Source organism: Sedimenticola selenatireducens (assembly GCF_963675335.2).
In the GTDB taxonomy this organism is placed as follows: Bacteria; Pseudomonadota; Gammaproteobacteria; order Chromatiales; family Chromatiaceae; genus Sedimenticola; species Sedimenticola selenatireducens.
Window position 1 is genome coordinate 25,042 of the sequence record NZ_CAXXYC010000002.1, and the last position, 24,293, is coordinate 49,334.

Below are 24,293 nucleotides of genomic sequence, written 5' to 3' on the forward strand. Positions count from 1 at the left end.
TGCAAAACTCAAACCGTGGGGACGGTATGGTAAATATTGGTGGGCTTAAGACCATCACGCTGTTCGAACAACAAAACGAGTCAAGGAGAAGTGAAAATGATCGGAAAACTTAAACTGCTGGGGATTATTGCCGTATTGGCAATTAGCACCGCAGCCAACGCCACAATCGTGACGGTTTATAATGATTTTGATGGTGGTTTGACCAACTTCAACAATACGGTCACTGCGGCGGGTGGTACGGCAACCCACGACACCTGGAGCACGCAGTTGAGTGGTACCTCTTCAAATCAGGGTGATTACACTGTCACCATGAACGATGGTTCTGCAATCTCATCTTATATTTACACGCTCTGGAGCTCCTCCCCTAGCCGCACTACAAGTGGTTATGTTGTCGATATCGATCCTGCTGGATCGGGCCCGGGAATTGGTGCAATTGGCAGTGGTGTCACTCTGACTTTCGATTCTGCCGTTAATGCCATCGGTTTTGAGGTGGGCGATTGGGCAACCTGCTGTCAGCCCTCCAATATTTATATCTCGTTTGATGACGCCGCGCCCATCCTGGTTGGCGCGTCCACTGTCTTTGGTGATGGTTTTCTGACTAACGGTGGTGCCGGCGTGTTCGTGGCCGCTTTTGACGACTCGGGAGACTTTACAAAAGTACAGTTTTGGGGTGATGGCTTTGGCGAAGTTTTGAACATGGGTGGTACGATCCACTATGCCCTGCTTGAGCAGGGTAGTCTGCCCCCAAGTGGCGTGCCGGCCCCGGCACCACTGGCACTGATGGCTATCGGCCTGTTGGGTCTGACCTGGCGCGGCCGCAAGGCATCCTGATCGCTGTTCCGACAGAAGCAGAATAACCAGTTTCTGTCGATCAGGCAGGTGACAAGGCCCTCGCTGAAAGGCGGGGGCCTTTTTTATGGTTGGATTTACTGCAACATTGCCTGTGGGGTGGCGACCCTGCTAAATTCTTGAAAACACCCGTCGTTATCCCTATCTCCCGAGTATTCTTAATTTTTGGAGTCCTGACCCAATGAAGCGAATTATTCTGTTCCTGGCCACCAACCTGGCGGTGATCGCGGTACTCTCCGTCACCTTGCGTCTGCTGGGCGTGGAGCGGATTCTCGATCAGCAGGGGGTGGGTCTGGATATGAACTCCCTGATTATTTTTGCCGCCGTACTGGGATTTGGTGGTTCGCTGATTTCACTCTTTATATCCAAGTGGACGGCCAAGCGGATGATGGGACTACGGGTAATCGAGACCCCGTCAACCGCGGCGGAACAGTGGCTGGTCAGCACGGTCCAGCGACAGGCGCAGCAGGCGGGCATCGGCATGCCGGAGGTGGCGATTTACGAGGGTGCGGAGATGAACGCCTTTGCCACCGGCTGGAACCGCAATGACGCCCTGGTGGCGGTGAGCAGCGGCCTGCTGCAACAGATGGGCCGCGCGGAAGTGGAGGCAGTACTCGGGCACGAGGTAAGCCATGTGGCCAATGGCGACATGGTGACTCTGGCGTTGATCCAGGGTGTGGTGAACACCTTTGTGATCGTGCTCTCCCGGGTGGTGGGTCATCTGGTGGACCGGGTGGTGTTCAAGACCGAGCGTGGACACGGCCCGGCTTTCTGGATCACCACCATCGTGGCTGAACTGGTGCTGGGGATTCTGGCCAGCATGATCGTCTTCTGGTTCTCGCGTCAGCGGGAGTACCGGGCCGATGCGGGTGGCGCCAAACTGGCCGGCCGCAACAGCATGATCAACGCCCTGGCGAGGCTCGGTGGCATGCAGCAGGCGGATGGATTGCCGGACCAGCTGGCGGCCTTCGGTATTGCCGGGGGCAAGGGGCTGGGTGATCTGTTCCGCACCCATCCCAGAATCGAGGATCGGATTGCACGCCTGCGTGAGCAGGGTTGATACAGCACGAATAACTGGAATGCGGGTAGGATGGGCAAAGCGCAGCGTGCCCATCAAACTCTAATCCAGTGCTGCAGAAGATGGGCACGCCCGTTGCCCGGGTGTAAGGGGCGAGCGAGGTGCCGATGCTTTGCCCATCCTACCCCTCCGTGTGTTTTGGAATAGCTGAATATTTACAACTGAATGAACGTACTTAGAAGCAAAATTATCTTGTTGATCACGCTCCTGCTCAGCGGCTGCATGACGGTGGCGGAGAAGGAGGCGATCGAGGTCCTGCCCATGTACGGTCAGCCCCAACTCGCCCGTTCCGATTATCTGCAACGGGAAGATGCGGCCTTCGTTAAACAGGAGGGCTACCGTTATCGGGGGGACCTGAAGCGGGCCAGCCGGGAGTGGTCCAGGCAGGCGCTTGATATCCTGCGCCTGGGCGATCTGGATGCGGCCATGCGCCGATTGAACCAGGCCTGGCTGCTGGATCCGGCCAATTACCAGGTCTATTGGGGCTTTGGCCAGGTGCTGGTGCTCAGGGATGACCTGGCGGGTGCCGCAGGCTATCTTGAGCAGGCTCTGCATATTGTGGATGACGTTTACCAGAAACCGGCGCTGCTGACGGATACGGGAACGGTGTATTCACTACAGGGCGAGCAGGCCGAAAGCGCCCGGATCGGGCAAGGTGTGGCGCTGTTCGATCGGGCGAATGCCCGATTTGCGGCGGCGGTGGCGCTGGATGGGGATTATCTGCCGGTGTGGCAGCGCTGGGCCCGGTCACTCTATCGGCAGGGTGATTATGCCTCCGCCTGGGACAAGATACGGCAGGCGCGGCAGCGGGGTGTGAAGGTGTTTTCCGGAGATTTTCTCCAGGCGCTTTCAGCCCGACTGCCGGAGCCGGTAAATTAGGCTTCCGCCGCCACCCTCTGGCCAAGTGCGCCGTACAGTGCCTCATACTCCCGGGTGAGTTTATGTTTCGGGTCGAAATGGATCATGGGCTGGGCACTCTGATGGGATTCCCGGATGCGTATGGAGGGTGAGAGGTAAGTGTCGAGAATCGGCAGCCCCTCTTCAATCAGTTCGTTGACCAGGGTCTGGGGCAGCCGGGCGCGGGATTGAAACTGATTGACAATAATGCCTTCAATTTTCAGTTCATCATTATGGTCATCCTGGATCTCACGCACGTTGCCCAGCAGGGTGTAGAGGGCGTGACGGGAGAAGTCATCGCAGTCAAACGGGATCAGGCAGGCGTTGGCGGCGATCAGGGCGGAGCGGGTGTAGAAGTTGAGGGCCGGCGGGGTATCGATATAAATCTCATCGAAACCTTCCAGTTTTTGCAGAGTATCGCGTAGCTTGAACATCTTGTAACGTGACTCCAGCTTCCCCTGCTGATCCTCCAGCTCCGGGTGGGCCGGCATCAGGTACAGGTTCTCGAACGGGGTTTCGTGGATATAGGCCGCCGGGCCCTTCGGTTTGAAGCTGTAGGAGAGGATCTCCTTGAAAAAGTCCACCAGGGTATCATCCAGTTCGGCAGGATTGGTACCGAGCAGGTAGCGGGTCGAGTTGCCCTGCGGGTCCAGGTCGATAACCAGGGTGCGTTTGCCGCGGGTGGCGCTGATGGCCGCCAGGTTGCAGGTGATAGTGGACTTGCCCACACCTCCCTTCTGATTAAACACCACTCGACGCATAATAGTCGCTCCCAGCGAACGGTTAGATTGATGAGAAGTGTATCGCCCATTATTGTGCGTTGCAACAAACAGGCTAATACCGTTTTGTCAGCTACAGATTCTATTTATTCACAACTAAGGTGTTGTGCTGAACAATGCCTGTCGGGTTACGCCTTTGGTTAACACGACCTGCAATTTTCGCGACCGTAGACTGTAGGTCGGATTAGCGCAGCGTAATCCGACGAAGAGATAACGGGGATATTGAGTGCTGGTGAGCCCCGGTTGTCGGGTTACGCCTTTGGCCAACACGACCTACAATCGGAATCCCGGATTGTGCACACAACTGGAACCGGCAAACGATCCGGAAATGTCAGAGTTTTTCCTGAAGGTGGGTGAGGTAGATGGGTAGGCAGGTGAACAACTATCAACGCATCTGGCGTACCGTACAGGCCATCCCGGAGGGCCGGGTGGCCAGCTATGGGCAGATCGCCGATCTGGCCGGCCTGCCCAGGCGAGCCCGCCTGGTGGGACGGGCCTTGGGTGAGGTGCCGGACGACCAGACAGTGCCCTGGTACCGGGTGCTCAGAAGTGACGGGCGAATCGCCTTTCCGGCCGGCTCGCCCCAAGCCGAACGGCAGAAGCAGCGGCTACAGGAAGAGGATGTGGTGGTACTGAATAACCGGGTCAGACTGGGTGAATTCGGTTGGCGGCCGGACCTGGCGGAGTTGCTGATGCGGCTGGAGTTCTGAGGCATGACCGGGCGCATCCACCATATGTCCTGTGTTGCATCTCCCGCGTGGGCACAAGAATGTGCCTACCCTGCCCGGCTCCGGACAGTTTGGTTGCGGCACCGTCCCAGAGTGAGTATCGCGGCGAGGGCGCCGCTCCTACAGATGCGGCAGCCGAGTAAGGTGGGCACGTCGTTCGTGCCCACCCTGCCAGGCTATCTGCCGATTTTGTAGGAGGCCCGCCCTCGGGCCGATTGGATGTGGCACCGTCCGCCGGTGAGGCATTTGCAATAACCCATCATTAGCGGCCATGCTTTTTTCCGCATGCGGTTGAGTAAGATGGGTAATCGGACAGTTTTTTTGAACATTGCCGCGCTGCATTCGTTTGCTGTACCATGTGGCGCATGTGGGCGGATACTCTGCCCTGATAGAAGCGGGGGTGCCACCGGGAGGTGGCTGAGAAATACCCTTTGAACCTGATCCGGGTCATACCGGCGTAGGGAAGCTGGCTCTGTTCTGCAGGCTAAACAAGAGCGACACTCCTTCCTTTCCGTTCAAACCCCCGTTTCGTCTGACCCATCCCCTTAATGGAGGACGAAACGCAATGCAATCCAAAGACAACACGCAGCCACAGCACTCAGTCGATACCGGCAACATGGCGGTCGAGAGCTTTCCCGGTTCCCGCAAGATCTACCTGCAGGGGAGTCGCCCAGATATTCGGGTGCCGATGCGTGAGATCTCCCTGACGGATACACCGGCCAGCTTTGGCGCGGAGAAGAATCCGCCGGTGCTGGTCTACGATACCTCCGGAATCTATACCGACCCCGATGCGAAAATTGATCTGCGGGCGGGCCTGCCGGAGATCCGTCGTAGCTGGATCGAAGAGCGGAATGACACTGAAAGACTGTCCGGAGTCAGTTCTCAGTTCACCCGCCAGAGGAAGGATAATCCGGAACTGGATGCCCTGCGCTTTGAGCATCTGCGCGAGCCGCGCCGGGCCAGGTCCGGTGCCAATGTGACCCAGATGCACTATGCCCGCAAGGGCATAGTGACGCCTGAAATGGAGTTCATCGCCCTGCGCGAGAACATGCGCCTGCAGGAGGCGCGGGAGCAGGGGCTGCTGCAGCAACAACACCCCGGTTTCAGCTTCGGTGCTGCAATCCCCAAGGAGATCACTCCGGAGTTTGTCCGCGAAGAGGTGGCGCGAGGCCGGGCGATCATCCCGGCCAATATCAACCATACTGAGCTGGAGCCGATGATTATCGGCCGTAACTTCCTGGTCAAGATCAACGGCAATATCGGTAACTCCGCGCTCGGTTCCAGTATCGAGGAAGAGGTGGAGAAGATGGCCTGGGGTATCCGCTGGGGCGCCGATACCATCATGGATCTCTCCACCGGCAAGAATATCCACGAGACCCGCGAGTGGATCCTGCGTAACTCGCCGGTACCGATCGGCACGGTGCCGATCTACCAGGCGCTGGAGAAGGTGGGCGGCATCGCCGAGGACCTCAACTGGGAGGTGATGCGCGATACCCTGATCGAGCAAGCGGAGCAGGGGGTGGACTACTTCACCATCCACGCCGGCGTGCTGCTGCGCTACGTCCCGATGACCGCCCAGCGGGTGACCGGCATTGTCTCCCGTGGCGGCTCCATCCTGGCCAAGTGGTGCCTAGCACATCATCAGGAGAATTTCCTTTACACCCGCTTCGACGAGATCTGCGAGATCATGAAGGCCTACGATGTCGCCTTCTCACTGGGTGACGGGCTGCGCCCCGGATCCATCGCCGATGGCAATGACCAGGCCCAGTTTGCCGAACTGGAGACCCTGGGCGAGTTGACCAAGAAGGCGTGGGAGCATGATGTGCAGGTGATGATCGAGGGTCCCGGTCATGTGCCGATGCAGATGATCAAGGAGAACATGGATAAGGAGCTGCAGGAGTGCTACGAGGCCCCCTTCTATACCCTGGGTCCGCTGGTCACTGATATCGCCCCCGGCTATGACCACATCACCTCCGGCATCGGTGCCGCCATGATCGGCTGGTACGGCTGCGCCATGCTCTGCTATGTCACCCCGAAGGAGCATCTCGGCCTGCCGGACAAGGAAGACGTGCGCGAGGGCATTATCACCTACAAGATCGCCGCCCATGCGGCGGACCTGGCCAAGGGACATCCCGGCGCGCAGATTCGCGACAACGCCATGTCCAAGGCGCGCTTCGAGTTCCGCTGGGAGGACCAGTTCAACCTGGGACTCGACCCGGAGCGGGCGCGGGAGTATCACGACGCTACCCTGCCCAAGGAGTCGGCCAAGGTAGCCCACTTCTGTTCCATGTGCGGCCCCAAGTTCTGCTCCATGAAAATCTCCCAGGATGTGCGCGAGTACGCCAACAAGCGGGGGCTGGATGATCTGGCGGCCGCCGTGGAGGTGGGCATGAGCGAAAAATCGCAGGAGTTCACCGCCGGTGGCAGCGAGATCTACAAAGAGGCCTGAGGCTGGGCAATGAATATTTTTGTGAATGATGAAGAGACCCGGATCGAGCCCGGTCAGACCCTGGCGTCGCTGCTCGCCGACCTCACCGGTGGACGCCCGGTGGCGGTGGCGGTGAACGACACCGTCATCCGCCAGGATGAGTGGCCCGACTACCGGCTGCAGGAGCAGGATCGGGTGCTGGTAATTGCCCCGGTCCAGGGCGGTTGAGCCAACCGGTGGCCTCTCCGTTATTCAAGGAACGGGTAAAGCATGAAAACTGAACCATTAAAGATTGCCGAACATACCTTTCAGTCACGGCTGTTTCTCGGCACCGGCAAGTTCGGCTCGAATCAATTGATGCACGATGCAGTGGTCGCCTCCGGCAGTGAGCTGGTCACCGTGGCGCTACGGCGGGTACGGCTGCAGGAGCAGGAGGACGAGGTGGTCTCCCATCTGCAGATCCCCGGCGTCAACCTGCTGCCGAATACTTCGGGCGTGCGCACTGCCAAGGAGGCGGTGCTGGCGGCGCAACTGGCGCGGGAGGCGCTGCAGACCAATCTGCTGAAGCTGGAGATCCACCCCGATCCGCGCTATCTGCTGCCGGACCCCATCGAGACCCTGGCGGCCACCGAGATATTGGCCAAAGAGGGCTTTATCATCCTGCCCTATATCAATGCCGACCCGGTGCTCTGCAAGCGTCTGGAAGATGCGGGCGCCGCCGCCGTGATGCCGTTGGGGGCACCCATCGGCACCAACCAGGGACTGCAGACCCGCGCCATGCTGGAGATTATCATCGAGCAGAGCACGGTGCCGGTGGTGGTGGATGCCGGTATCGGCGCGCCGTCCCAGGCGGCCGAGGCGATGGAGATGGGCGCCGACGCGGTGCTGGTGAATACCGCCATTGCCGTGGCTGGCGATCCGGTTGTCATGGCCGAGGCGTTCAAAATGGCCACCCTGTGCGGCCGCATGGCCTACGAGGCGCGGCTGGGCAATGTCAGCAAAGCGGCCGAGGCGAGCAGCCCGCTCACTGCATTCCTTGGACAGGAGTAAAAACGAAATGACCTTTCTGGACACCTTCGAACGTCACAGCTGGGAAGGGATGGCGGAACGCATCAACAGCAAGCAGGCTGCCGATGTGGAGCGGGCGCTGAACAGGCACGGCAAGCGGGACCTGGATGATTTCTGTGCCCTGATCTCGCCGGTGGCGGTGCCTTATCTGGAGCAGATGGCGCAGCTGAGCTATAAGCTCACGCGCAAGCGCTTCGGCAATACCACCCAGCTCTATATCCCGATGTATCTTTCCAACGAGTGCCACAACATCTGCACCTATTGCGGTTTCAGCGTGCACAACAAGCTGGAACGCCGGACCCTGAATCAGCAGCAGATCATGCAGGAAGTGGCGGCGATCAAGAGTCATGGCTTCGAACATCTGCTGCTGGTGACCGGTGAGGCCAATCGCACGGTCGGGGTGGACTATCTGGAGCAGGCGCTGGAGTGGGTCAGACCCTATTTTTCCAGCCTCTCCATGGAGGTGCAGTCCCTGGATCAGGCCGATTATGAACGGCTGATCAAGAAAGGCCTCAACAGTGTGCTGCTCTATCAGGAGACCTACCACCGGGACAACTACAAGCAATATCACCCGAAAGGCAAGAAGGGCAACTTCGAATACCGCCTGGAGACCCCGGATCGGCTGGGGCGTGCCGGGATTCATCGTATCGGCCTGGGCACTCTGCTGGGGCTGGAGGATTGGCGTACCGATGCCGGATTTATCGCCCTCCACCTGGGTTATCTGGAGCGTCAATACTGGCAGACCAAGTACTCCATCTCTTTGCCACGCTTGCGGCCAGCCGAGGGGGTGCAGTCGCCCAACGTGGTGGTAACGGACCGGGATTTCGTGCAGCTGATCTGCGCCTATCGGATCTATAGCGAGAATGTGGAGATCTCCCTCTCCACCCGGGAGTGTCCCGAGTTTCGCGATCACCTGCTGAAGCTGGGCATCACCTCCATGAGTGCCGGTTCCAAGACCGAGCCGGGCGGCTACTCCATTGAGGAGGAGGCGCTGGAGCAGTTCGAGATCAGCGACGAGCGCAGCGCCGAAGAGGTGGCGGCAATGATCCGCCGCCAGGGGTTCGAACCGGTCTGGAAAGATTGGGATTCAGTGCTGGGTTGATGAAGCAGGAGGGGGCGTCGTCCACGGGACGCCCTATGGCTGGCTGACAGGGCTGGCAATCAGAAATAGCGTTCCAGGGTGAGTTGCAAATGATCATCCCGGCGCAGTGCCGAAAGCGGATCATTGAGCTCGTTCCCGGAGAACAGGCGCAGATCCAGGCTGGCCTTCCAGCCGCTGCCGATGCGGCTGCTGGCCTCTATCTGCAGGCTATGACTGTGATAATCCAGGTCATAACCGATACCGGCCAACAGTTCACTGCTCTCGGCGTCATTCAGGGCGATGCGCGCGCCAAAAAAGAGATCATTTTGGGCCAGGCTGGTGGAACGGGTTCCCCGTTCGTCCCAGCCGTACTCCAGCAGCAGTCCCAGGTCGGTGTCGCTGTCGGCGATGCCGTACAGTGTGTACTCAAAGCCGCCTTGCAGAGCCCAGAAACTGTCGCGCTGACCGTCGCGCCAGCGCATCTCCAGTTTCCACAGCCAGTCATCCAGCGTCGCCTGCAGATCCATGCCGAGCTGGTTGATCTGTTCATAGTAGGGAGTCAGGACGGGGTTGCCGCCGCCATCCGTGCCAGGCAGCAGGAGCGGTTCCCGGTTGGTGCCACGGAACCAGTGCAGGCCGATATCATAGTCGCCCAGGGTGCGACTCCAGCGGGCCGCCAGATCAAGATGGGTGTCACGGGCTGCAGATTCATAGGCCGCCTGGCTGGTGTCCACCACCAGTCCACTTCGCAGGCGTCCGTCGGTACCGGCAAAGGTGCGCTCACGAAAACCGGGCAGGGCGAACAGGTCCAGTATGCCCCAGGATCTAGCCAGGGAGAGGTGGATCATGGGTTGCCCCAGTTTGTCCTCGCCGTCGATATCCTCAACCCCATCCGTCTGGTTGATGGTGTCGACCAGGTGCTGAAACTCGGTGACGCCCCAGAACACCTTGTTGATCCCGCTGTGCAATTCCCAGTCGTCGCCGATATGGCTCCAGCTCAGTTGCCGGATATCGCCATGGCTGCGTTCCCGGTCGTGTTGGTCCCAGCGCAGGTAGGGGATGAACTTCACATAGTCGGCATCATCGTTCCAGGTGTAGAAAAACTGCGGCTCAAAAAAGCCGGAGAGATTGGATGTATCATACTGTTCGGCAAACTGGGGACTGTGCGGAAACAACCGTAACTCAAGGCCCGCCTTGCCGCTGGTCTCCAACCGGTTTTCTGCGGCACCGATAGCCGGCAATACCAACAGGATAATGGGCAGCCACTGCTTTATCTGACATCCTCGGCCCATGTCAACGGGCACGCTTCAGGCTGTTTTTATTAAAATCCGCCTCGTCGAGACCGCTCCCGAACTGGTAATTCATCCAGCGCAGTTCAGTACTTTTCCCGGTCTGGTGATTGACCATATCCATCCGGTCCGGTCGCCAGTATTTGTTCAGGTACTGTTGATAACCGGTGTAAGTGAGGGTTTTCAGCGGGCTGTCCTTGCGATCATAGAACTCCGCTCGCTGTACCCGGTATTCCGCCTTGTCAATCCATACCAGGCGGCGGGTGTAGCCGGAATTCTTGTCCACCGGGTACTGTTCGACCACGAAGCAGTCCAGGCCATCAATCACTTCGTCCTTGATGTACTTGTAGGTGTACTTCTCGATCTCGAACGAGCTGAGGTCTTCATAGGCAAACTCGGAACCCATGAAGGGCCCGGATTTGTTACGTGACGAGATTCGTTTGACCCGCTTCAATGCCGGCAGGTAGAGCCACTGGTCATCGGCTCCCAGGGCGTGAGAAAAGCTGAGGAAGGCGGTGCCCTTCACATCCAGTGGTTTGTCGAACACCGTCAGGCTCTTGTCGCCATCGTTCTCCTGTTCGAGGGATTGCATGCGGATTTCACGCAGGCTCTCCTCACCCTGTCGGTTGCGCAGGATCATCTGCATATCGGCTTTCATGTCACCCCAGCCGGTGTCTCGGGCAATGCTCTCGGCGGCGATGGCCTGGCCTTTCTCTTCCGCCGATTCAGCATGCAACAGCGGTTGTACGCCAAGCAGTGTCAGTATCAGGAATATTCTAAGCGGCATTCTTTGCCTTCTCATCCTTTATGGCTCCTTCAGTTGTGGTAATCGGGTGGGTATCGAGTTTCATCAGTAGCGGCGGCAGGAACAGGAAGTCGATGGCCAGCGCGATCAGGATGGTCAGTGCCGTCAACAGTCCCATATCGGCATTCACCTTGAAGGTGGACTGCGCCAGTACCATGAAACCGCAGACCAGCACCAGGGTGGTGATCCAGAGTGCCCGGCCGACACTGCTGAAGGCGTAACGCACCGCCGCATGCGGGTTAGCGTTACGCTCCCGGCGGGCCCGCAGGTATTTGCTCAGGAAGTGGACCGTATCATCCACCACAATGCCGAGGGTCATGCCGGCCACCACCGACAGTGCCAATCCTACCTGGCCGTTGATGAAATACCAGGCACCAAAGCCAACTGCAGCCGGAGTCAGATTCGGTAGCAGGCTGATCAGGCCGAACTTGATCGATTTCAGGGCAATGCCGAGCAGCAGGGAGATCAGGATCAGTGCAAAGGTGACGCCCAGCAGCATACTGCGAATATTGCGCTGGCCGATATGGGAGAACATCAGGGCCGGGCTGGCGATGGTCACTTGGTATTCGGGGGCATTGAGTTCAAGCCAGTGCAGTATCCGCTGCTCCAGTTCAATCTGCTCGTTGCTGGTCATGTTGTCGAAGGTTGCAATCAGGCGAGTGGAGGATTTGTCCACGTTAAGCTGGTTATTCAGATCCAATCCATAGGGCAGGGACATCTCATACAGCAGCAGGTACTGTGCTGCCAGCTCCTGGCTGTCGGGCAGGCGATACCAGGACGGGTCATCCGCATGCATGTTGCGATTGAGCCGTTTCAGGGTGTCGCTCAGGGTGTTGACATGATCCGTCTCTGGTTGGTCGCGCAACCACTGGCTCAGCTGTTCCAGTTTCTGCAGGAAAGCCGGATCGTTGATGCCGCTGGATTTGCCGGTGTCGAGGGAGATCTCCATGGTGGTCATGCCGGAGATGTTCTCCTGCATGAAATCGGTGGCTTGTCGGAAAGGAACCGTGGTGTCGAAATATTTGACGAAATCATCATTGAGTTTGTTCTGCGGCAGAAACAGCATGATGAAAACCATGATCAGGGATGTGACCGGCAACAGCCAGCGGCGGTTATGCACGACAAAATCGGCAAAGTGCATCATCAGATCGCCCCGCGCCTTGTGCGGCTTCACTTTCAGGGGCAGCAGCGACAGCAGGGCGGGAAACAGGGTGACGGAGAAGAGAAAGGCGAGCATCACGCCGATGGCAACCAGGTTGCCCAGGTCCCGGAACGGTGGGGAGTCGGAAAAGTTCATGCTGAGGAAGCCGATGGCGGTAGTGACACTGGTGAGAAAAATCGGCTGATAATTGATTCTCAGACTGTCCAGAATGGCCTGGCGTTTTTCGATCCCATTACGCATCTCATGGAACAGCGTAGTCAGGATATGGATACAGTCGGCCACTGCCAGGGTCAGAATCATGGTCGGTGCGCTGGCGGAGGGGCCGGTCAGGTAAAAGCCGGTCCAGCCGGCGATGCCCATGGTGGCGGCAATGCTGAAGATGATGATGAGAATGGTGGAGAGAGTGCCGGTGATGGTCCGCAGGAGCAGCCCGATGGTCAGCGCCACGATTAGAAACATCACCGGCACCAGGGTGGCGCTATCCTCCAGGGATGCCTCGGCAAAGCTGTTGTTCATCATCACCATGCCGGAGAGATAGACGTCCACGTCCGGGTTTTTCGCTATGAACTGGCTTTGCAGTTCACGTACCTTGCTGGCGATCTGTGGTACCTCTTCCACGGGATTTATCCCCGGAAGTTGCACCGTGGTGTTGACCAGCGTCACATGGGCCTGGGGTGAGATCAGTTTGTTTCTGAGCAGCGGCTCATTGATGGCAATGTCTCTGGCCCGCTCCAGCGCAGCCTGATCCATCTGTAGCGGTTCCAGGGCCAGGTCTTCAACAATCAGCTCATCGCCGTCGGCATAGCTGTACTGGTAGTTAGTGATGGAGTCGACCCGGGTGGAGAAGGGGATCTGCCAGGAGGCTTCGGTGAGTTCCCTGATCGCTTCGAGCCGCTCGCTGGTAAAGACCTGACCATCTTTTGGGGCGATGATGAAAGCGACATTATCGCTTTTGTTGTAGATTTTCTGAATCGCCTCATAGGCATTCAACTGGGGGTTTTCCTTGCCGAAAAATACCCGGTAGTCACTTTTGAAGACCAGATGCTGCGCTCCCGAAGCTGCCACCACAACCAACAGAATAGTGGACAGTATGACAAGCACGGGGTGCTTCAGTACCCATTGTGTCAACCTCTGGTGCATGATTTTTTTCTCCTTGATGGGTGCACCTGAATGCGACAATCACACCTGTTCTGTGGTCCGCGAACCGCTAATTGACTGGGTAAGTTTTTTCGCAATGGCTAACCGCCTGTCTTGAGATTGGACATTTTTTCCTGGCACTGGACATCTTCTCCCAGTTTGTCGATCAGTGCGGATTCCCGGGGGAATATCTCTGTTCTGATACGTTTCAGTGTAGAGTCGTAATCCCATTCACGCGCCAGCGGTTGCCACAACATACCGTCCAGCAGCAGGTTGGCGTGATTGAATACCTCGGTTTGCGTATCCAGGGCGTCTCTGCAGCTGCATTTGTCCTGGCTGCTGATCAGCAGTGAGATTGCGCCAAAACTCCCGGCCCAGTTGGTAAACACAATCTGCCGGCGACTGAGGTGGGGTGCCAGTGTCAACTCGCCTGTCGCTATGGCCTCGTCCACCAGTTTAAGCATGGGGCCCATCAGGCGGCCTTCCAACTCATAGTGCGCGGTAAGCCGGCGCTCCGAGGTGCGTTCAATCAGATTGGCAGTCTTGGCCGAGATGACCAGCATAAATCTGGTGGGATCCAGCAAGGCATGCAACAGATAGGCGCAGTGGATGGCCAGCAACCGCTCTCTGGTGGTCCCCTGAAATGCAGCGGCCCGGGTAAACAACTCCGCGAGACTTGCCATGCCGGCGTTACAGATGCCGGTCAGCAGATCTTCCCGGCTGCAGAAATGGTTGTAGACGGTTCCCTTGGAATAAGGGACTCTTGCCACGACCTTGTCCATGGTCAACCCGGCGGTGCCGTCCTGCTCCATGATACTCAGGGCGGTTTCAATCAGCTCCTGTTCGCGTGCCAGCAGTCGCTCTGTATTGACAATTCTTGGGCTCATGGACCAATGCCTGAAACTCCGGAGTATATTGACGATTCGTCACTGACGAATTGTCAATTCTAGTCGCAGAAACAGGGCTGTCAATTGGTCAGACCGTATGATGTGTCATTTATCGCTTGCAAAGATGTGACGGGTGTCCGGGAAACAGGGGTTAACGCCTGCTTCGTATTGCCAGGGATAAACCGGTGCGATCGATCATGCCAGTTTACTGAACTATTCCCACCTTTGCGCACTTGGCAACCTTGCCGGAATCGATTTTCCGATTCCCCATCAAACTCGGGAGGTAGGTGGCATCGTGGTAGCAGCCGCGTCCTGCCGTGATTGTCGGACCCACAGGTCGCCGGCCGAGGTACCATGGGTCAGCGTTCTGCCGCCAGGCGTGAAAAACGGTGCTCGTAGCCGGCCTTCGGGGCATCCGGGATCAGCAGGGAGAGCAGCAGTGAGACTAGCGCCATCGCCGCTCCGAAGTAGAACACCAGCTCCGGCGAGGCGAGCCAGAGCAGCCCGAAGCTGGCTGGTATCACCACGGCCGCAATGTGGTTGATGGAGAAGCTGACACCGGCAGTGGCGGCAATATCCTCGGGGGCGGCGATTTTCTGGAAATAGGTCTTGAGGGCGATGGCCATGGCGAAGAACAGGTGGTCCAGGACATAGAGCCCGGCGGCCAGTTCGGCCTGCTCGACCAGGGCGTAGCCGCTGAACACCAGGATCAGGCCGGTATATTCGATCAGCAGTGCATTGCGCTCGCCGATCCGACCGACCAGTCGGCCGATGCGTCGGGCGAACAACACATTCATCGAGGCGTTGAGCAGAAACAGCATGGCGATATCACCGACCGAGTAGCCGAACTTCTCTACCATCAGGAAACCGGCGAATACCACGAATATCTGCCGACGCGCGCCAGACATGAAGGTGAGCGCATAGTAGAGCCAGTAGCGACGCCGCAGCACCATGTGCTTGTGCTGTTCGGTATGCTGGGGAAACAGTGGAAAAGCTATCCAGGCGATCAGGGCGATAATGACCGTGATCCCGCCGGTGAGCAGATAGAGCCATTGATAGTCCAACTGCAGCAGGTCAGTGCCCAGCCAGATCAGGCCGAAGGTGAGGATAGCGGCAAAAGATCCGGTGGCGATCAGGCGTCCCAGGGTTTCGGCGGATGACTGCTTGTCTATCCACTGCAGGGCGAGCGAGGTCTGCAGCGTCTCGTAATAATGGAAGCCGAGCGACATCACAATAGTGGTGAGGTAAAGGCCGATCACCGACGGGAAAAAGCCGGTCAGTGCAGTGCCGATGCCGAGCAGCAGCAGGGAGATATAGGCCAGGGTCTGTTCACGGAACAGCAGAAGCAGAAAAATCACGCCAAAGGCGAGGAATCCGGGAATTTCACGCAGGCTCTGCAGTATACCCATCTCCTTGCCGGTAAAGGCGGCCATCTCGATGGCGAAGTTGTTCAGCAGCGCCTGCCAGGCGGCAAAACTGATGGGCACGGCGGCGGCCATCAGCATCAGCAGGAGATCGGGGCGTTTCCAGGGATGGGCAATCGGGGGTCTCATCGGCTGATTGTCGCTCAATCTGCTATGGCGTGTTACAGTTAAAAAGACATTTTTTATAGAGAAAATGCCAATGTTGCCATCTTCACCCACCGGGCAGATCCTCAATCCTGACCTTCCTGTGGTCTCGATCGCACTTGATCTTGAGCGGGAGCAGGGTGCGCCTCATACCCACCCCCGGGCCCAACTGCTCTATTCCATTGAGGGTGTGATGCGGGTGATTACCAGGTTGGGAACCTGGCTGGTACCTTCGAGTCAGGCAGTGTGGATACCGTCCATGATAGAGCATCAGGTGATTGCCACCGAGGCGATTGCCATTCGCTCCATCTATGTTGATCCCGCCTGGAGCGGTGGTCTGCCGGCTGACTGCTGTGTCATTGCCGTGAGCCCGCTATTGCGGGAGCTGATATTGCGCGCGGTGAAGATCGGCAACAGCTATCCGCCGCTGGGGCCGGAGCGACGCTTGATGGAGGTGATTGTGGATGAACTGCGACAGATGCAGCGGGCGCCCCTGCATCTGCCCATGTCCAGGCACCCTAAGGTCAGGAAGGTGATTGACGCCCTGGTTGAGCGGCCCGCCGATTCGGGAAAAATCGAGGATTGGGCAAAGCGTGTTGGCACCAGTGCGCGGACCTTGTCGCGTCTGTTTGTCAAAGAGACGGGTATGAGTTTTGGTGCCTGGCGCAGGCGGTTGCGTCTGATGGAGGCGATTGAACGACTGGGACAGGGTGAGTCTGTCACCCGTGTCGCCTTTGAATTGGGCTATCAGAGCAGCAGTGCCTTTGCCGCCATGTTTCGCAGTGAATTGGGCGTCTCGCCCAAGTGTTACGGCCTGCAGGACCCTGGTTAGTCTATTGTCAACTCATCGCCGGCCGGCTGCGGGCAACGATGCGTGATTTGAGTTTCGCCATCACTCTCCACCGATTCGATCTCGACCCTGAAACCCCATAACCGGTGCAGGTGTTTGATCACTTCGTTGGTGGTGTCCGAAAGGGGGCGGTTTCGGTCCTTGTAATATCGGAGTGTCAGGGTCCTGTCTCCTTGATGATTCACATTGTAGACTTGAAGATTGGGTTCCCGGTTGCTCAGGTTGTACTGGGCACTCAATTTTTCACGCACCGCCCGATAGCCTGCATCATCATGGATGGCGGAGATGCTCAGGTTCTCCTCCCGGTCGTCATCCAGTACCGAAAACAGCCTGAATTCACGAATCAATCGGGGTGACAGATATTGTCCTATAAAGCTCTCGTCCTTGAAGTTGCGCATGGCGAAGTCGAGAGTCGTCTGCCAGTCTGAATGGGCAATGTCCGGGAACCACTGTAGGTCCTCGTCGGTCGGGTTTTCACAGATATTGCGAATATCCATCATCATCTTGAAACCCAGTGCATAGGGATTGATGCCGGAATAGTAGGGACTATCGAAATCCGGTTGGGCGATGACATTGGTATGGGTGTGCATGAACTCCAGCATGGCGGCGTCGTTGATCAGCCCCTCGTCATACATATGATTCATGATGGTGTAATGCCAGAAACAGGCCCACCCTTCGTTCATTACCTGGGTTTGCCGTTGCGGGTAGAAGTATTGTGCGATTTTACGCACTATCCGTATGATCTCGCGCTGCCAGGGTTTTAATAGGGGGGCGTTCTTTTCCAGGAAGTAGAGGATATTCTCCTGCGGTTCCGGCGGAATGCGTTTGATTTTATTCTCTTTTTCCTGAGGCTCATGGATGTTCAATTGACGCCACAACTCGTTGACATGGTGCTGCAGTATCAGTTCACGGTCTGACTGTACGTGGGGTTCATCTTCAAGGGTCTCGCCGGCACGACGCTTATAACGGTCGACGCCAAAATTCATCAGGGCATGGCAGGAGTCGAGTATCTCCTCTACCTCCTGAATGCCGTGTTTCTCTTCGCATTCGGCGATGTAATTTTTGGCAAAGATCAGATAATCGATAATCGCCTCGGCATCCGTCCAGATCTTGAACAGGTAGTTACCTTTGAAGAAGCTGTTATGACCATAGGCGGCGTGGGCAATCACCAGTGCCTGCATGGTCAGGGTGTTCTCCTCCATCAGGTAGGCGATACAGGGATTGGAGTTGATTACGATCTCATAGGCCAGATTCATCTGGCCCCGTTTATAGTTTTTTTCCGTGATGACAAACTGTTTGCCGAAGCTCCAGTGGTTATAGCCGATGGGCATGCCGACCGAGGCGTAGGCGTCCATCATCTGCTCGCTGGAGATCAGTTCCAGTTGTACCGGATAGCAGTCCAGGTGATAGACATCCTTGGCGATCCGTTCGATTTCCTGGTTGTACCTGTCGATCAGATCAAAAGTCCAGTCCGATTCGGTGGAGATGACTCGATCCCGCTCGGGTGTCGGTTGCCGCTTGTCATCGGAGTGCTGTTTGCCGCGAGGGGTGTTCATCCGGCACCTCCCTCTGCAACCGCTCCCTGCGTCGCTCCCGACCACCTGTTCCCGACGCGGTCTACCTCCCCCATCCATGGGGTCGTACCTCCTGCATTCATGCAGTCGTGTGCCGCACCCTGACGGGCTGCCTGCGGCCGTAATAATTGTCTATCGTGCCAGTTTTTCATGCCTCTTGCCTTTTAAAGAGTTCATGGAAAACCGGGTAGATCTCGCCGGCATCCCTGATCTGTTTCATGGAGAAGGTCTCAAAAGCCGCGCAGACCTTTTCATACTCCCTCCATAACCCTTGATGCTCCTGATTGTGAATTTCGACATAGGCGTAGTACTGCAGATACGGCATGATCGAATCGATCATGAGGTTGCGGCATGTTGCACTGTCATCCTCCCAGTTGTCTCCGTCGCTGGCCTGGGCGGCGTAGATATTCCAGTCTTCGGTGGGGTAGCGGTCACGGATAATGTCGCGCATGAGTTTCAAGGCGCTGGAGACGATCGTGCCGCCAGTCTCCCGCGAATAGAAGAACTCCTCCTCATCCACCTCCTTGGCCGAGGTGTGGTGGCGGATGAAAACCACATCGGTCTTTTCATAACTGCGGCTGAGGAACAGATAGAGCAGGATAAAAAAGCGCTTGGCAATATCCTTGGTGGCCTGACTCATGGAGCCGGACACGTCCATGATGCAGAACATGACGGCCTGAGTGATCGGCTTTGGCTGCGGAATGAACTGGTTGAATTTCAGATCATAAGTATCGATAAAGGGAATGGTATCAATACGGGATCGAAGTAGCGCCAGCTCCTCACGCAGGCTTTTTATCTTCTCTTCGTTGTGCGGTTTTTTCTCAAGCTCCAGCTCAAGCAGCTGCTGGAGCTCCTTGCAGCGTTTGCTGTAGGGTGAGGCGATGGCAATCTTGCGGCCTTTGGCCCGCCGCATGGTACGCAACAGGTTCAGATTGGAGGCAACGCCGGTATTTGAGAACCCGGCCCTGACCAGCGTTTTGGCGGATTGTGCCACCACCTTGGTTTTTACCAGATTGGGTAGTGCCAACTCTTCAAACAACAGATCGAGATATTCGTCCTTGGATATCTCAAAACCAAAATCGTCTTCCCCTTCGCCGGAGTTGGATGCCTGACTTCCGCCGCCGCCCTGACCTGATTTTTCGGGACGCTTGACCTCGTCACCCTGACTGAACTGTTTGTTTCCCGGATGCACATTTTCATGTATGCCGCCCGGCCCATGATGGATGATCGGTTCTTTGACATCCTTGGCGGGGATATTGATCTTCTCACCCGACTGTGTATCCGTGATGGACCTTTTGCTGATTGCATCCGATACGGATTTTTTAATCTGCTGCTTATATCTCCGCATCAGGCGCTGACGGTTCACCGCACTTTTATTACGCCCGTCGAGTCTTCGGTCAATGATCATGGCCATGGATTACTTCCTTACTCTGAGACTATTATTGGTCGATCGTTAATCACCTCGCTCTGGCTCAGTTCGATTTACGTACCCGTAAATACCACTCGGATAACAGCCGGACCTGCTTTCGTGTGTAGCCTTTGGTCATCATCCTGCTGATGAAGTCTTCATGTTTCTGCTGATCTTCAGTGGAGGCCTTGGCGTTAAAGCTGATGACCGGCAACAGCTCCTCGGTGTTGGAGAACATCTTCTTTTCGATAACTGTGCGCAGCTTTTCATAGCTGGTCCAGTTCGGGTTTTTGCCGTTATTGTTGGCCCTGGCCCGCAGTACGAAGTTGACAATCTCGTTCCGGAAGTCCTTGGGATTTGAGATGCCGGCCGGTTTCTCAATCTTCTCCAGCTCTTCATTGAGGGCGGAGCGGTTGAGGAATTCACCGGTATCCGGATCGCGGAACTCCTGATCCTGTAGCCAGTAATCCACATAAGTCACATAACGGTCGAAGATATTCTGGCCATATTCAGAGTAACTCTCCAGATAGGAGGTCTGGATCTCCTTGCCGATGAACTTGATGTACTCCGGTACCAGATGGCCCTTGATGTATTCCAGATAACGCTCCTGCAACTCGGGAGGAAACTGCTCCTGCATGATCTGCTGCTCCAGGACATAGAGCAGATGCACCGGGTTGGCGGCGATCTCGGTATTGTCAAAGTTGAATACCTTGGAGAGTATTTTATAGGAGAAACGGGTGCTAAGGCCGTTCATGCCTTCATTGACACCGGCGTAGTCCTTGTACTCCATGAGACTTTTGGCTTTCGGATCGGTATCTTTCAGGTTTTCGCCGTCGTAGACCCGCATCTTGCTCCAGATGTTTGAGTTCTCCGGCTCTTTCAGTCGGGTCAGCACAGCAAACTGGGCCATCATCTTCAGGGTGTCCGGCGCGCAGGGGGCATCTGCCAGACTGGAGTTGGCAATCAGTTTTTTATAAATCTCGATCTCTTCCGTAACCCGCAGGCAGTAGGGAACCTTGACGATGTTCACCCGGTCGAGGAATGCCTCATTATTCTTGTTGTTTTTAAAGCTTTGCCATTCGGATTCATTCGAGTGAGCGAGGATAATACCCTCGAAAGGTATGGCGGAGATTCCCTCGGTACCTTTGTAGTTGCCCTCCTGGGTGGCCGTGAGCAGTGGGTGCAGCACCTTGATCGGTGCCTTGAACATCTCGACAAACTCCAGCAAGCCCTGGTTTGCCTGGCAAAGGCCACCTGAAAAGCTGTAGCAATCCGGGTCATCCTGTGAGAACTCATCCAGCTTTCTGATATCTACCTTGCCGGTCAGGCTGGAGATGTCCTGGTTGTTTTCGTCGCCCGGTTCGGTTTTGGCTATGGCGGTCTGGCTGAGTCTGCTGGGCCAGAGTTTAACTACCTTGAATTTGGAGATATCGCCGCCATACTCACGTAGACGCTTTACTGCCCATGGACTCGGGATATGGTCCAGGTATCGGCGTGGAATGCCATACCGCTCGAAGATCAGTTCGCCATCTTCATCGGGGTCGAATAGGCCCAGTGGGCTCTCATTAACCGGAGAACCTTTTAAGGCATAAAAGGGTACTTTCTCCATCAGGTATTTGAGCTGTTCGGCAAGGGACGACTTGCCGCCACCCACCGGGCCTAACAGGTACAGGATCTGCTTTTTTTCTTCCAGACCCTGGGCTGCGTGACGCAGAAAAGACACCACAGACTCTATGGCATCTTCCATTCCGTAAAATCCGTTGAAACTGGGGTAGGTCTTGATTACCTTGTTTGAGAAGATGCGACTCAGGCGTGGGTCTTTGCTGGTATCGATCAAAACGGGATCACCAATGGCAATCAGCAAACGCTCTGCTGCGGATGCGTATGCCGACCGGCTCTCTTTACAGAGATCGAGATAGGCTTCGATTGTTATTTCCGATTCTTGTACCGCCTCATAACGGCCCTGGAAATGGTCAAATATGGTCATGGAGTCGTCCCTCCTGATAGTGTTATACGGTACCGCCATCCGCATTAACCGCAGTATGGTGTAAGTTTTCTCCTCGCCCAGTTTGCCCGCTGCCTGGTTTCCTTACGCGCAGCCAGCGCAAGCTTGTTGTTGGTGTTATCCGGCTTTAATTTTGCAAGTCCCTTATTTAGGAAGCTTAGTTTATGTTTATTTGTTTTGCCGTGAATGTTTGTAAAAAAAACACGGGTTTTATATAAAGACCGCTACTTGATGAGTTAAGTTTCAACCGAAGCAGGAGATGTTGAAAGTCCCCAGGCTTCTGTTACATGACGAGCGATTGTCCGGGGAAATAAAATGACCATACAACGGCTGGTAGAGATCATGGCACAACTACGGGATCCCGACAGCGGCTGTCCATGGGACAGGGAGCAGACACTGGAGACTATTGTTCCTTACACCATCGAAGAGGCATACGAGGTGGCGGACAGTATCGCCAAGGCTGACATGGGGGAACTCTGCAGTGAGTTGGGGGATCTGTTATTCCAGGTTGTATTCTATGCCCGGATTGCCAGTGAACAGGGACATTTCAACATGGATGATGTTATCCATGGCATTTGTGAAAAGATGGTGCGTCGGCATCCCCATGTGTTTGGTGATGCCCGGGTGGCGAATGCCGATGAGCAGAGCATTGCCTGGGAGCAGTTGAAGGCACAGGAGCGGCAAAGTCGTGCAACAGAGGAACCGGTTCATCATCTGCAGGGGATAGCGCATGCGCTGCCGGCTTTGCTGCGTGCAACCAAGCTGCAAAAGCGGGCGGCAAAAATCGGTTTTGACTGGCCGGATAGTGAAGGTGTGTTGGCCAAGGTAAGGGAGGAGCTGGGTGAGCTCGAAGCTGAATTGAACAGGCCGAGGATAGACGAGGCGCGGGTGGCGGATGAGATGGGAGATCTGCTGTTCAGTTGTGTGAACCTGTCCCGGCATCTTGGGCTGGATTCCGAGAATCTGCTGCGGGCGACCAATGGCAAATTTGAGGCGCGCTTCAATGCCATGGAGTCGATCCTGCGGGGCAGGGGCATGACCCTGGAGGCGTCGGATCTGTCGGTGATGGATGCGGCATGGAATGAGGCCAAACGGAAGGAAAAGGGAAAATGAGTGGTTATCGTGGACTATTTAACATCACCTCCAGACTGTTCCTGGGTATGTTGGTTTTGGCAGGCTTGTCCGGCTGCGCCACCAATCCCGTTACTGGCAAAAGTGAATTGGCACTGATCTCGGAACAGAGTGAACTGGAGATCGGACAGAAACAGTATCAACCCAGCCGCCAGATGCAGGGTGGTGACTACAAGGTTGAACCGGAAATTACCCGTTATGTGCAGCAGGTCGGGCAGCGTCTGGCGGCGGTCAGTGACCGTAAACTCCCTTATGAATTTGTGGTGTTGAACGATTCCACCCCAAATGCCTGGGCACTGCCGGGCGGCAAGATTGCGGTCAATCGGGGGCTTTTGCTGGAACTGAACAATGAGGCGGAACTGGCTGCCGTGTTGGGGCATGAAATCGTCCATGCGGCCGCCCGGCACGGTGCCAAGGGTATCGAGCGGGGCGTGGTGCTGCAGGGTGTGTTACTGGCGGCCGGTGTAGCGGCCAGTGACAGCGACTATTCGCAACTGGCCGTGGGTGCCGCGGCTGTTGGGGCCAACCTGATCAATCAGGGGTACTCCCGGGATGCCGAACTTGAGGCGGACCACTACGGAATGGTCTACATGGCCCGGGCGGGCTATGACCCACAGGCCGCGGTCGGGTTGCAGGAGACCTTTGTGCGACTGTCGAAGGATCGCAAGGAGAACTGGTTGAGTGGGCTGTTTGCCAGCCATCCTCCTTCCGCCGAGCGGGTGGAGAAGAATCGGCAACGGGCGCGGGAACTGGGACAAGGCGGGGAGCTGGGGGCTGAACGCTACCAGCAGATGGTCGGTGTGCTGAAAAAAACCGCCCCGGCCTATGCGGCCTATACCGAGGGACGGGCCGCACTACAGAAAAAGCAGTCCGATAAAGCGCTCATGCTGGCGGACCGGGCAATCGGAATCGAGCCCCGGGAGGCGCTGTTTTATGGCTTGAAAGGTGACGCCCTGGCGCAGCAGGGAGCTGATACCAAGGCATTAACCGCCTATGACAAGGCGGTAACGCTGGATGATGGATTCTTTCGTCACTATCTGGTACGAGGAGCGCTTAAGGCCGAGTTGGGAGACCGATCCGGAGCACGGCGGGATCTGAATCGCAGCGTGGAGTTGTTGCCGACGGCGGATGCCCACTACCTGCTCGGGGGGCTGGCGTTACGCGAAGGGGACCGGCCGAATGCCATAGCCCACTATCAACAGGCCTCGGGTGCTTCCAGCGAGCACGGCAAGGCCGCGGCAACGGCACTGGCGCGACTGGACCTGCCTGAACATCCAGGACGTTATATCAAGAGCCGCCTGGGTATCGATCGAACTGGCAGTGTGTTGATTCATCTGGAAAATCCGACCGCTGTGACGGCTCGGGATATTCGGGTACAGTTGGGCGAGTTGGGTGCCGGCGGCCGGGTGTTTGTGCGTGCGGAGTACAGGGTGCCGGGAGCTCTCGGCGCCGGGCAGGCGGTTTCGCTTCAAACCGATATCCGTCTCTCCGACAGCAAGCAACTCAACCGCTGGGATAGTCGTGTCATTGGTGCGGCTGTTGTGGAGTAATTACCGGAACGGTAGCCAA

General features: G+C 56.7%; 20 protein-coding genes and 1 riboswitch. Of the genes, 11 read left to right on the forward strand and 9 right to left on the reverse strand.

Annotation, left to right across the window (positions count from 1 at the left end; translation table 11 throughout):
- Positions 1 to 96: 96 nt before the first annotated feature.
- From ACHZBF_RS02735 to ACHZBF_RS02745, 3 genes are all read left to right on the forward strand, one after another.
- Complete coding sequence (locus ACHZBF_RS02735) at positions 97 to 831, forward strand: PEP-CTERM sorting domain-containing protein (RefSeq protein ID WP_273440675.1); 735 nt, start codon at positions 97 to 99, stop codon at positions 829 to 831.
- A gap of 199 nt (positions 832 to 1,030) precedes the next feature.
- The gene (gene htpX / locus ACHZBF_RS02740) at positions 1,031 to 1,909 is read left to right on the forward strand and encodes a protease HtpX (RefSeq protein ID WP_029132877.1); all 879 of its coding nucleotides are present in this window, start codon (positions 1,031 to 1,033) and stop codon (positions 1,907 to 1,909) included.
- A gap of 210 nt (positions 1,910 to 2,119) precedes the next feature.
- Entirely contained in the window at positions 2,120 to 2,806 is a 687-nt protein-coding gene (locus ACHZBF_RS02745) for a tetratricopeptide repeat protein (RefSeq protein ID WP_273440677.1), read from the forward strand.
- Here the strand turns inward: ACHZBF_RS02745 and ACHZBF_RS02750 are convergent.
- Entirely contained in the window at positions 2,803 to 3,585 is a 783-nt protein-coding gene (locus ACHZBF_RS02750) for a ParA family protein (RefSeq protein WP_029132875.1), read from the reverse strand. The two genes, ACHZBF_RS02745 and ACHZBF_RS02750, sit on opposite strands and share 4 nt — an antisense overlap.
- Positions 3,586 to 3,965: 380 nt before the next feature.
- Here ACHZBF_RS02750 and ACHZBF_RS02755 point away from each other — a divergent pair, with 380 nt between their 5' ends.
- The 5 genes from ACHZBF_RS02755 (at position 3,966) to thiH (ending at position 8,929) form a co-directional block, all read left to right on the forward strand.
- A complete protein-coding gene (locus ACHZBF_RS02755) occupies positions 3,966 to 4,313 on the forward strand; it encodes an MGMT family protein (protein ID WP_273440678.1) in 348 nt (115 codons plus the stop codon).
- Positions 4,314 to 4,717: 404 nt separating this feature from the next.
- A riboswitch (TPP riboswitch) is annotated at positions 4,718 to 4,813 on the forward strand.
- An 83-nt stretch (positions 4,814 to 4,896) separates the two neighbouring features.
- Positions 4,897 to 6,780, forward strand: a complete 1,884-nt coding sequence (gene thiC, locus ACHZBF_RS02760) for a phosphomethylpyrimidine synthase ThiC (protein WP_321527603.1) — start codon at positions 4,897 to 4,899, stop codon at positions 6,778 to 6,780.
- 9 nt (positions 6,781 to 6,789) lie between these two features.
- Complete coding sequence (gene thiS / locus ACHZBF_RS02765; protein WP_273440680.1) at positions 6,790 to 6,987, forward strand: sulfur carrier protein ThiS; 198 nt, start codon at positions 6,790 to 6,792, stop codon at positions 6,985 to 6,987.
- Positions 6,988 to 7,029: 42 nt separating this feature from the next.
- Positions 7,030 to 7,809, forward strand: a complete 780-nt coding sequence (locus tag ACHZBF_RS02770) for a thiazole synthase (protein WP_321527604.1) — start codon at positions 7,030 to 7,032, stop codon at positions 7,807 to 7,809.
- A 7-nt stretch (positions 7,810 to 7,816) separates the two neighbouring features.
- Positions 7,817 to 8,929: a 2-iminoacetate synthase ThiH gene (thiH, locus tag ACHZBF_RS02775; RefSeq protein WP_321527605.1), complete on the forward strand. Its 1,113-nt coding sequence runs from the start codon at positions 7,817 to 7,819 to the stop codon at positions 8,927 to 8,929.
- Positions 8,930 to 8,988: 59 nt separating this feature from the next.
- Here the strand turns inward: thiH and ACHZBF_RS02780 are convergent, their stop codons facing one another.
- The 5 genes from ACHZBF_RS02780 to ACHZBF_RS02800 form a co-directional block, all read right to left on the reverse strand.
- Positions 8,989 to 10,200: a hypothetical protein gene (locus tag ACHZBF_RS02780; protein WP_321527606.1), complete on the reverse strand. Its 1,212-nt coding sequence runs from the start codon at positions 10,198 to 10,200 to the stop codon at positions 8,989 to 8,991.
- Position 10,201: 1 nt separating this feature from the next.
- Positions 10,202 to 10,984, reverse strand: a complete 783-nt coding sequence (locus tag ACHZBF_RS02785; protein WP_157606752.1) for an outer membrane lipoprotein-sorting protein — start codon at positions 10,982 to 10,984, stop codon at positions 10,202 to 10,204.
- A complete protein-coding gene (locus tag ACHZBF_RS02790) occupies positions 10,974 to 13,304 on the reverse strand; it encodes an efflux RND transporter permease subunit (RefSeq protein WP_321527607.1) in 2,331 nt (776 codons plus the stop codon). The genes ACHZBF_RS02785 and ACHZBF_RS02790 overlap by 11 nt, the downstream gene beginning before the upstream one ends.
- Before the next feature lie 98 nt (positions 13,305 to 13,402).
- Entirely contained in the window at positions 13,403 to 14,188 is a 786-nt protein-coding gene (locus ACHZBF_RS02795) for a TetR/AcrR family transcriptional regulator (protein WP_321527608.1), read from the reverse strand.
- Positions 14,189 to 14,547: 359 nt separating this feature from the next.
- The gene (locus tag ACHZBF_RS02800) at positions 14,548 to 15,741 is read right to left on the reverse strand and encodes an MFS transporter (protein WP_321527609.1); all 1,194 of its coding nucleotides are present in this window, start codon (positions 15,739 to 15,741) and stop codon (positions 14,548 to 14,550) included.
- 70 nt (positions 15,742 to 15,811) lie between these two features.
- On the opposite strand from ACHZBF_RS02800, the gene ACHZBF_RS02805 reads away from it, so the two are divergent.
- Positions 15,812 to 16,588, forward strand: coding sequence for an AraC family transcriptional regulator (locus ACHZBF_RS02805; protein WP_321527610.1), 777 nt, complete (start codon positions 15,812 to 15,814; stop codon positions 16,586 to 16,588).
- Here the strand turns inward: ACHZBF_RS02805 and ACHZBF_RS02810 are convergent.
- From ACHZBF_RS02810 to ACHZBF_RS02820, 3 genes are all read right to left on the reverse strand, one after another.
- Complete coding sequence (locus ACHZBF_RS02810) at positions 16,585 to 18,162, reverse strand: SpoVR family protein (RefSeq protein ID WP_321527611.1); 1,578 nt, start codon at positions 18,160 to 18,162, stop codon at positions 16,585 to 16,587. The genes ACHZBF_RS02805 and ACHZBF_RS02810 overlap by 4 nt on opposite strands.
- A gap of 166 nt (positions 18,163 to 18,328) precedes the next feature.
- Positions 18,329 to 19,594, reverse strand: coding sequence for a YeaH/YhbH family protein (locus tag ACHZBF_RS02815; RefSeq protein ID WP_321527612.1), 1,266 nt, complete (start codon positions 19,592 to 19,594; stop codon positions 18,329 to 18,331).
- A 58-nt stretch (positions 19,595 to 19,652) separates the two neighbouring features.
- A complete protein-coding gene (locus ACHZBF_RS02820; protein ID WP_029132863.1) occupies positions 19,653 to 21,575 on the reverse strand; it encodes a PrkA family serine protein kinase in 1,923 nt (640 codons plus the stop codon).
- A 333-nt stretch (positions 21,576 to 21,908) separates the two neighbouring features.
- Here ACHZBF_RS02820 and mazG point away from each other — a divergent pair, with 333 nt between their 5' ends.
- Both mazG and ACHZBF_RS02830 read left to right on the forward strand, forming a co-directional pair.
- On the forward strand, positions 21,909 to 22,706 hold the full coding sequence (gene mazG / locus ACHZBF_RS02825) for a nucleoside triphosphate pyrophosphohydrolase (RefSeq protein WP_037374851.1): 798 nt from the start codon (positions 21,909 to 21,911) through the stop codon (positions 22,704 to 22,706).
- The gene (locus ACHZBF_RS02830; RefSeq protein WP_321527613.1) at positions 22,703 to 24,274 is read left to right on the forward strand and encodes a M48 family metalloprotease; all 1,572 of its coding nucleotides are present in this window, start codon (positions 22,703 to 22,705) and stop codon (positions 24,272 to 24,274) included. The genes mazG and ACHZBF_RS02830 overlap by 4 nt, the downstream gene beginning before the upstream one ends.
- Positions 24,275 to 24,293 lie beyond the last annotated feature (19 nt).

Excerpts from the sequence above, each read along its gene's own strand:
- ACHZBF_RS02735 (WP_273440675.1), top strand. The coding sequence starts at position 97 with ATGATCGGAAAACTTAAACTGCTGGGGATTATTGCCGTATTGGCAATT.
- htpX (WP_029132877.1), top strand. The coding sequence starts at position 1,031 with ATGAAGCGAATTATTCTGTTCCTGGCCACCAACCTGGCGGTGATCGCG.
- ACHZBF_RS02750 (WP_029132875.1), bottom strand. The coding sequence starts at position 3,585 with ATGCGTCGAGTGGTGTTTAATCAGAAGGGAGGTGTGGGCAAGTCCACT.
- ACHZBF_RS02755 (WP_273440678.1), top strand. The coding sequence starts at position 3,966 with ATGGGTAGGCAGGTGAACAACTATCAACGCATCTGGCGTACCGTACAG.
- thiC (WP_321527603.1), top strand. The coding sequence starts at position 4,897 with ATGCAATCCAAAGACAACACGCAGCCACAGCACTCAGTCGATACCGGC.
- thiS (WP_273440680.1), top strand. The coding sequence starts at position 6,790 with ATGAATATTTTTGTGAATGATGAAGAGACCCGGATCGAGCCCGGTCAG.
- ACHZBF_RS02770 (WP_321527604.1), top strand. The coding sequence starts at position 7,030 with ATGAAAACTGAACCATTAAAGATTGCCGAACATACCTTTCAGTCACGG.
- thiH (WP_321527605.1), top strand. The coding sequence starts at position 7,817 with ATGACCTTTCTGGACACCTTCGAACGTCACAGCTGGGAAGGGATGGCG.
- ACHZBF_RS02780 (WP_321527606.1), bottom strand. The coding sequence starts at position 10,200 with ATGGGCCGAGGATGTCAGATAAAGCAGTGGCTGCCCATTATCCTGTTG.
- ACHZBF_RS02785 (WP_157606752.1), bottom strand. The coding sequence starts at position 10,984 with ATGCCGCTTAGAATATTCCTGATACTGACACTGCTTGGCGTACAACCG.
- ACHZBF_RS02790 (WP_321527607.1), bottom strand. The coding sequence starts at position 13,304 with ATGCACCAGAGGTTGACACAATGGGTACTGAAGCACCCCGTGCTTGTC.
- ACHZBF_RS02795 (WP_321527608.1), bottom strand. The coding sequence starts at position 14,188 with ATGAGCCCAAGAATTGTCAATACAGAGCGACTGCTGGCACGCGAACAG.
- ACHZBF_RS02800 (WP_321527609.1), bottom strand. The coding sequence starts at position 15,741 with ATGAGACCCCCGATTGCCCATCCCTGGAAACGCCCCGATCTCCTGCTG.
- ACHZBF_RS02805 (WP_321527610.1), top strand. The coding sequence starts at position 15,812 with ATGTTGCCATCTTCACCCACCGGGCAGATCCTCAATCCTGACCTTCCT.
- ACHZBF_RS02810 (WP_321527611.1), bottom strand. The coding sequence starts at position 18,162 with ATGAACACCCCTCGCGGCAAACAGCACTCCGATGACAAGCGGCAACCG.
- ACHZBF_RS02815 (WP_321527612.1), bottom strand. The coding sequence starts at position 19,594 with ATGGCCATGATCATTGACCGAAGACTCGACGGGCGTAATAAAAGTGCG.
- ACHZBF_RS02820 (WP_029132863.1), bottom strand. The coding sequence starts at position 21,575 with ATGACCATATTTGACCATTTCCAGGGCCGTTATGAGGCGGTACAAGAA.
- mazG (WP_037374851.1), top strand. The coding sequence starts at position 21,909 with ATGACCATACAACGGCTGGTAGAGATCATGGCACAACTACGGGATCCC.
- ACHZBF_RS02830 (WP_321527613.1), top strand. The coding sequence starts at position 22,703 with ATGAGTGGTTATCGTGGACTATTTAACATCACCTCCAGACTGTTCCTG.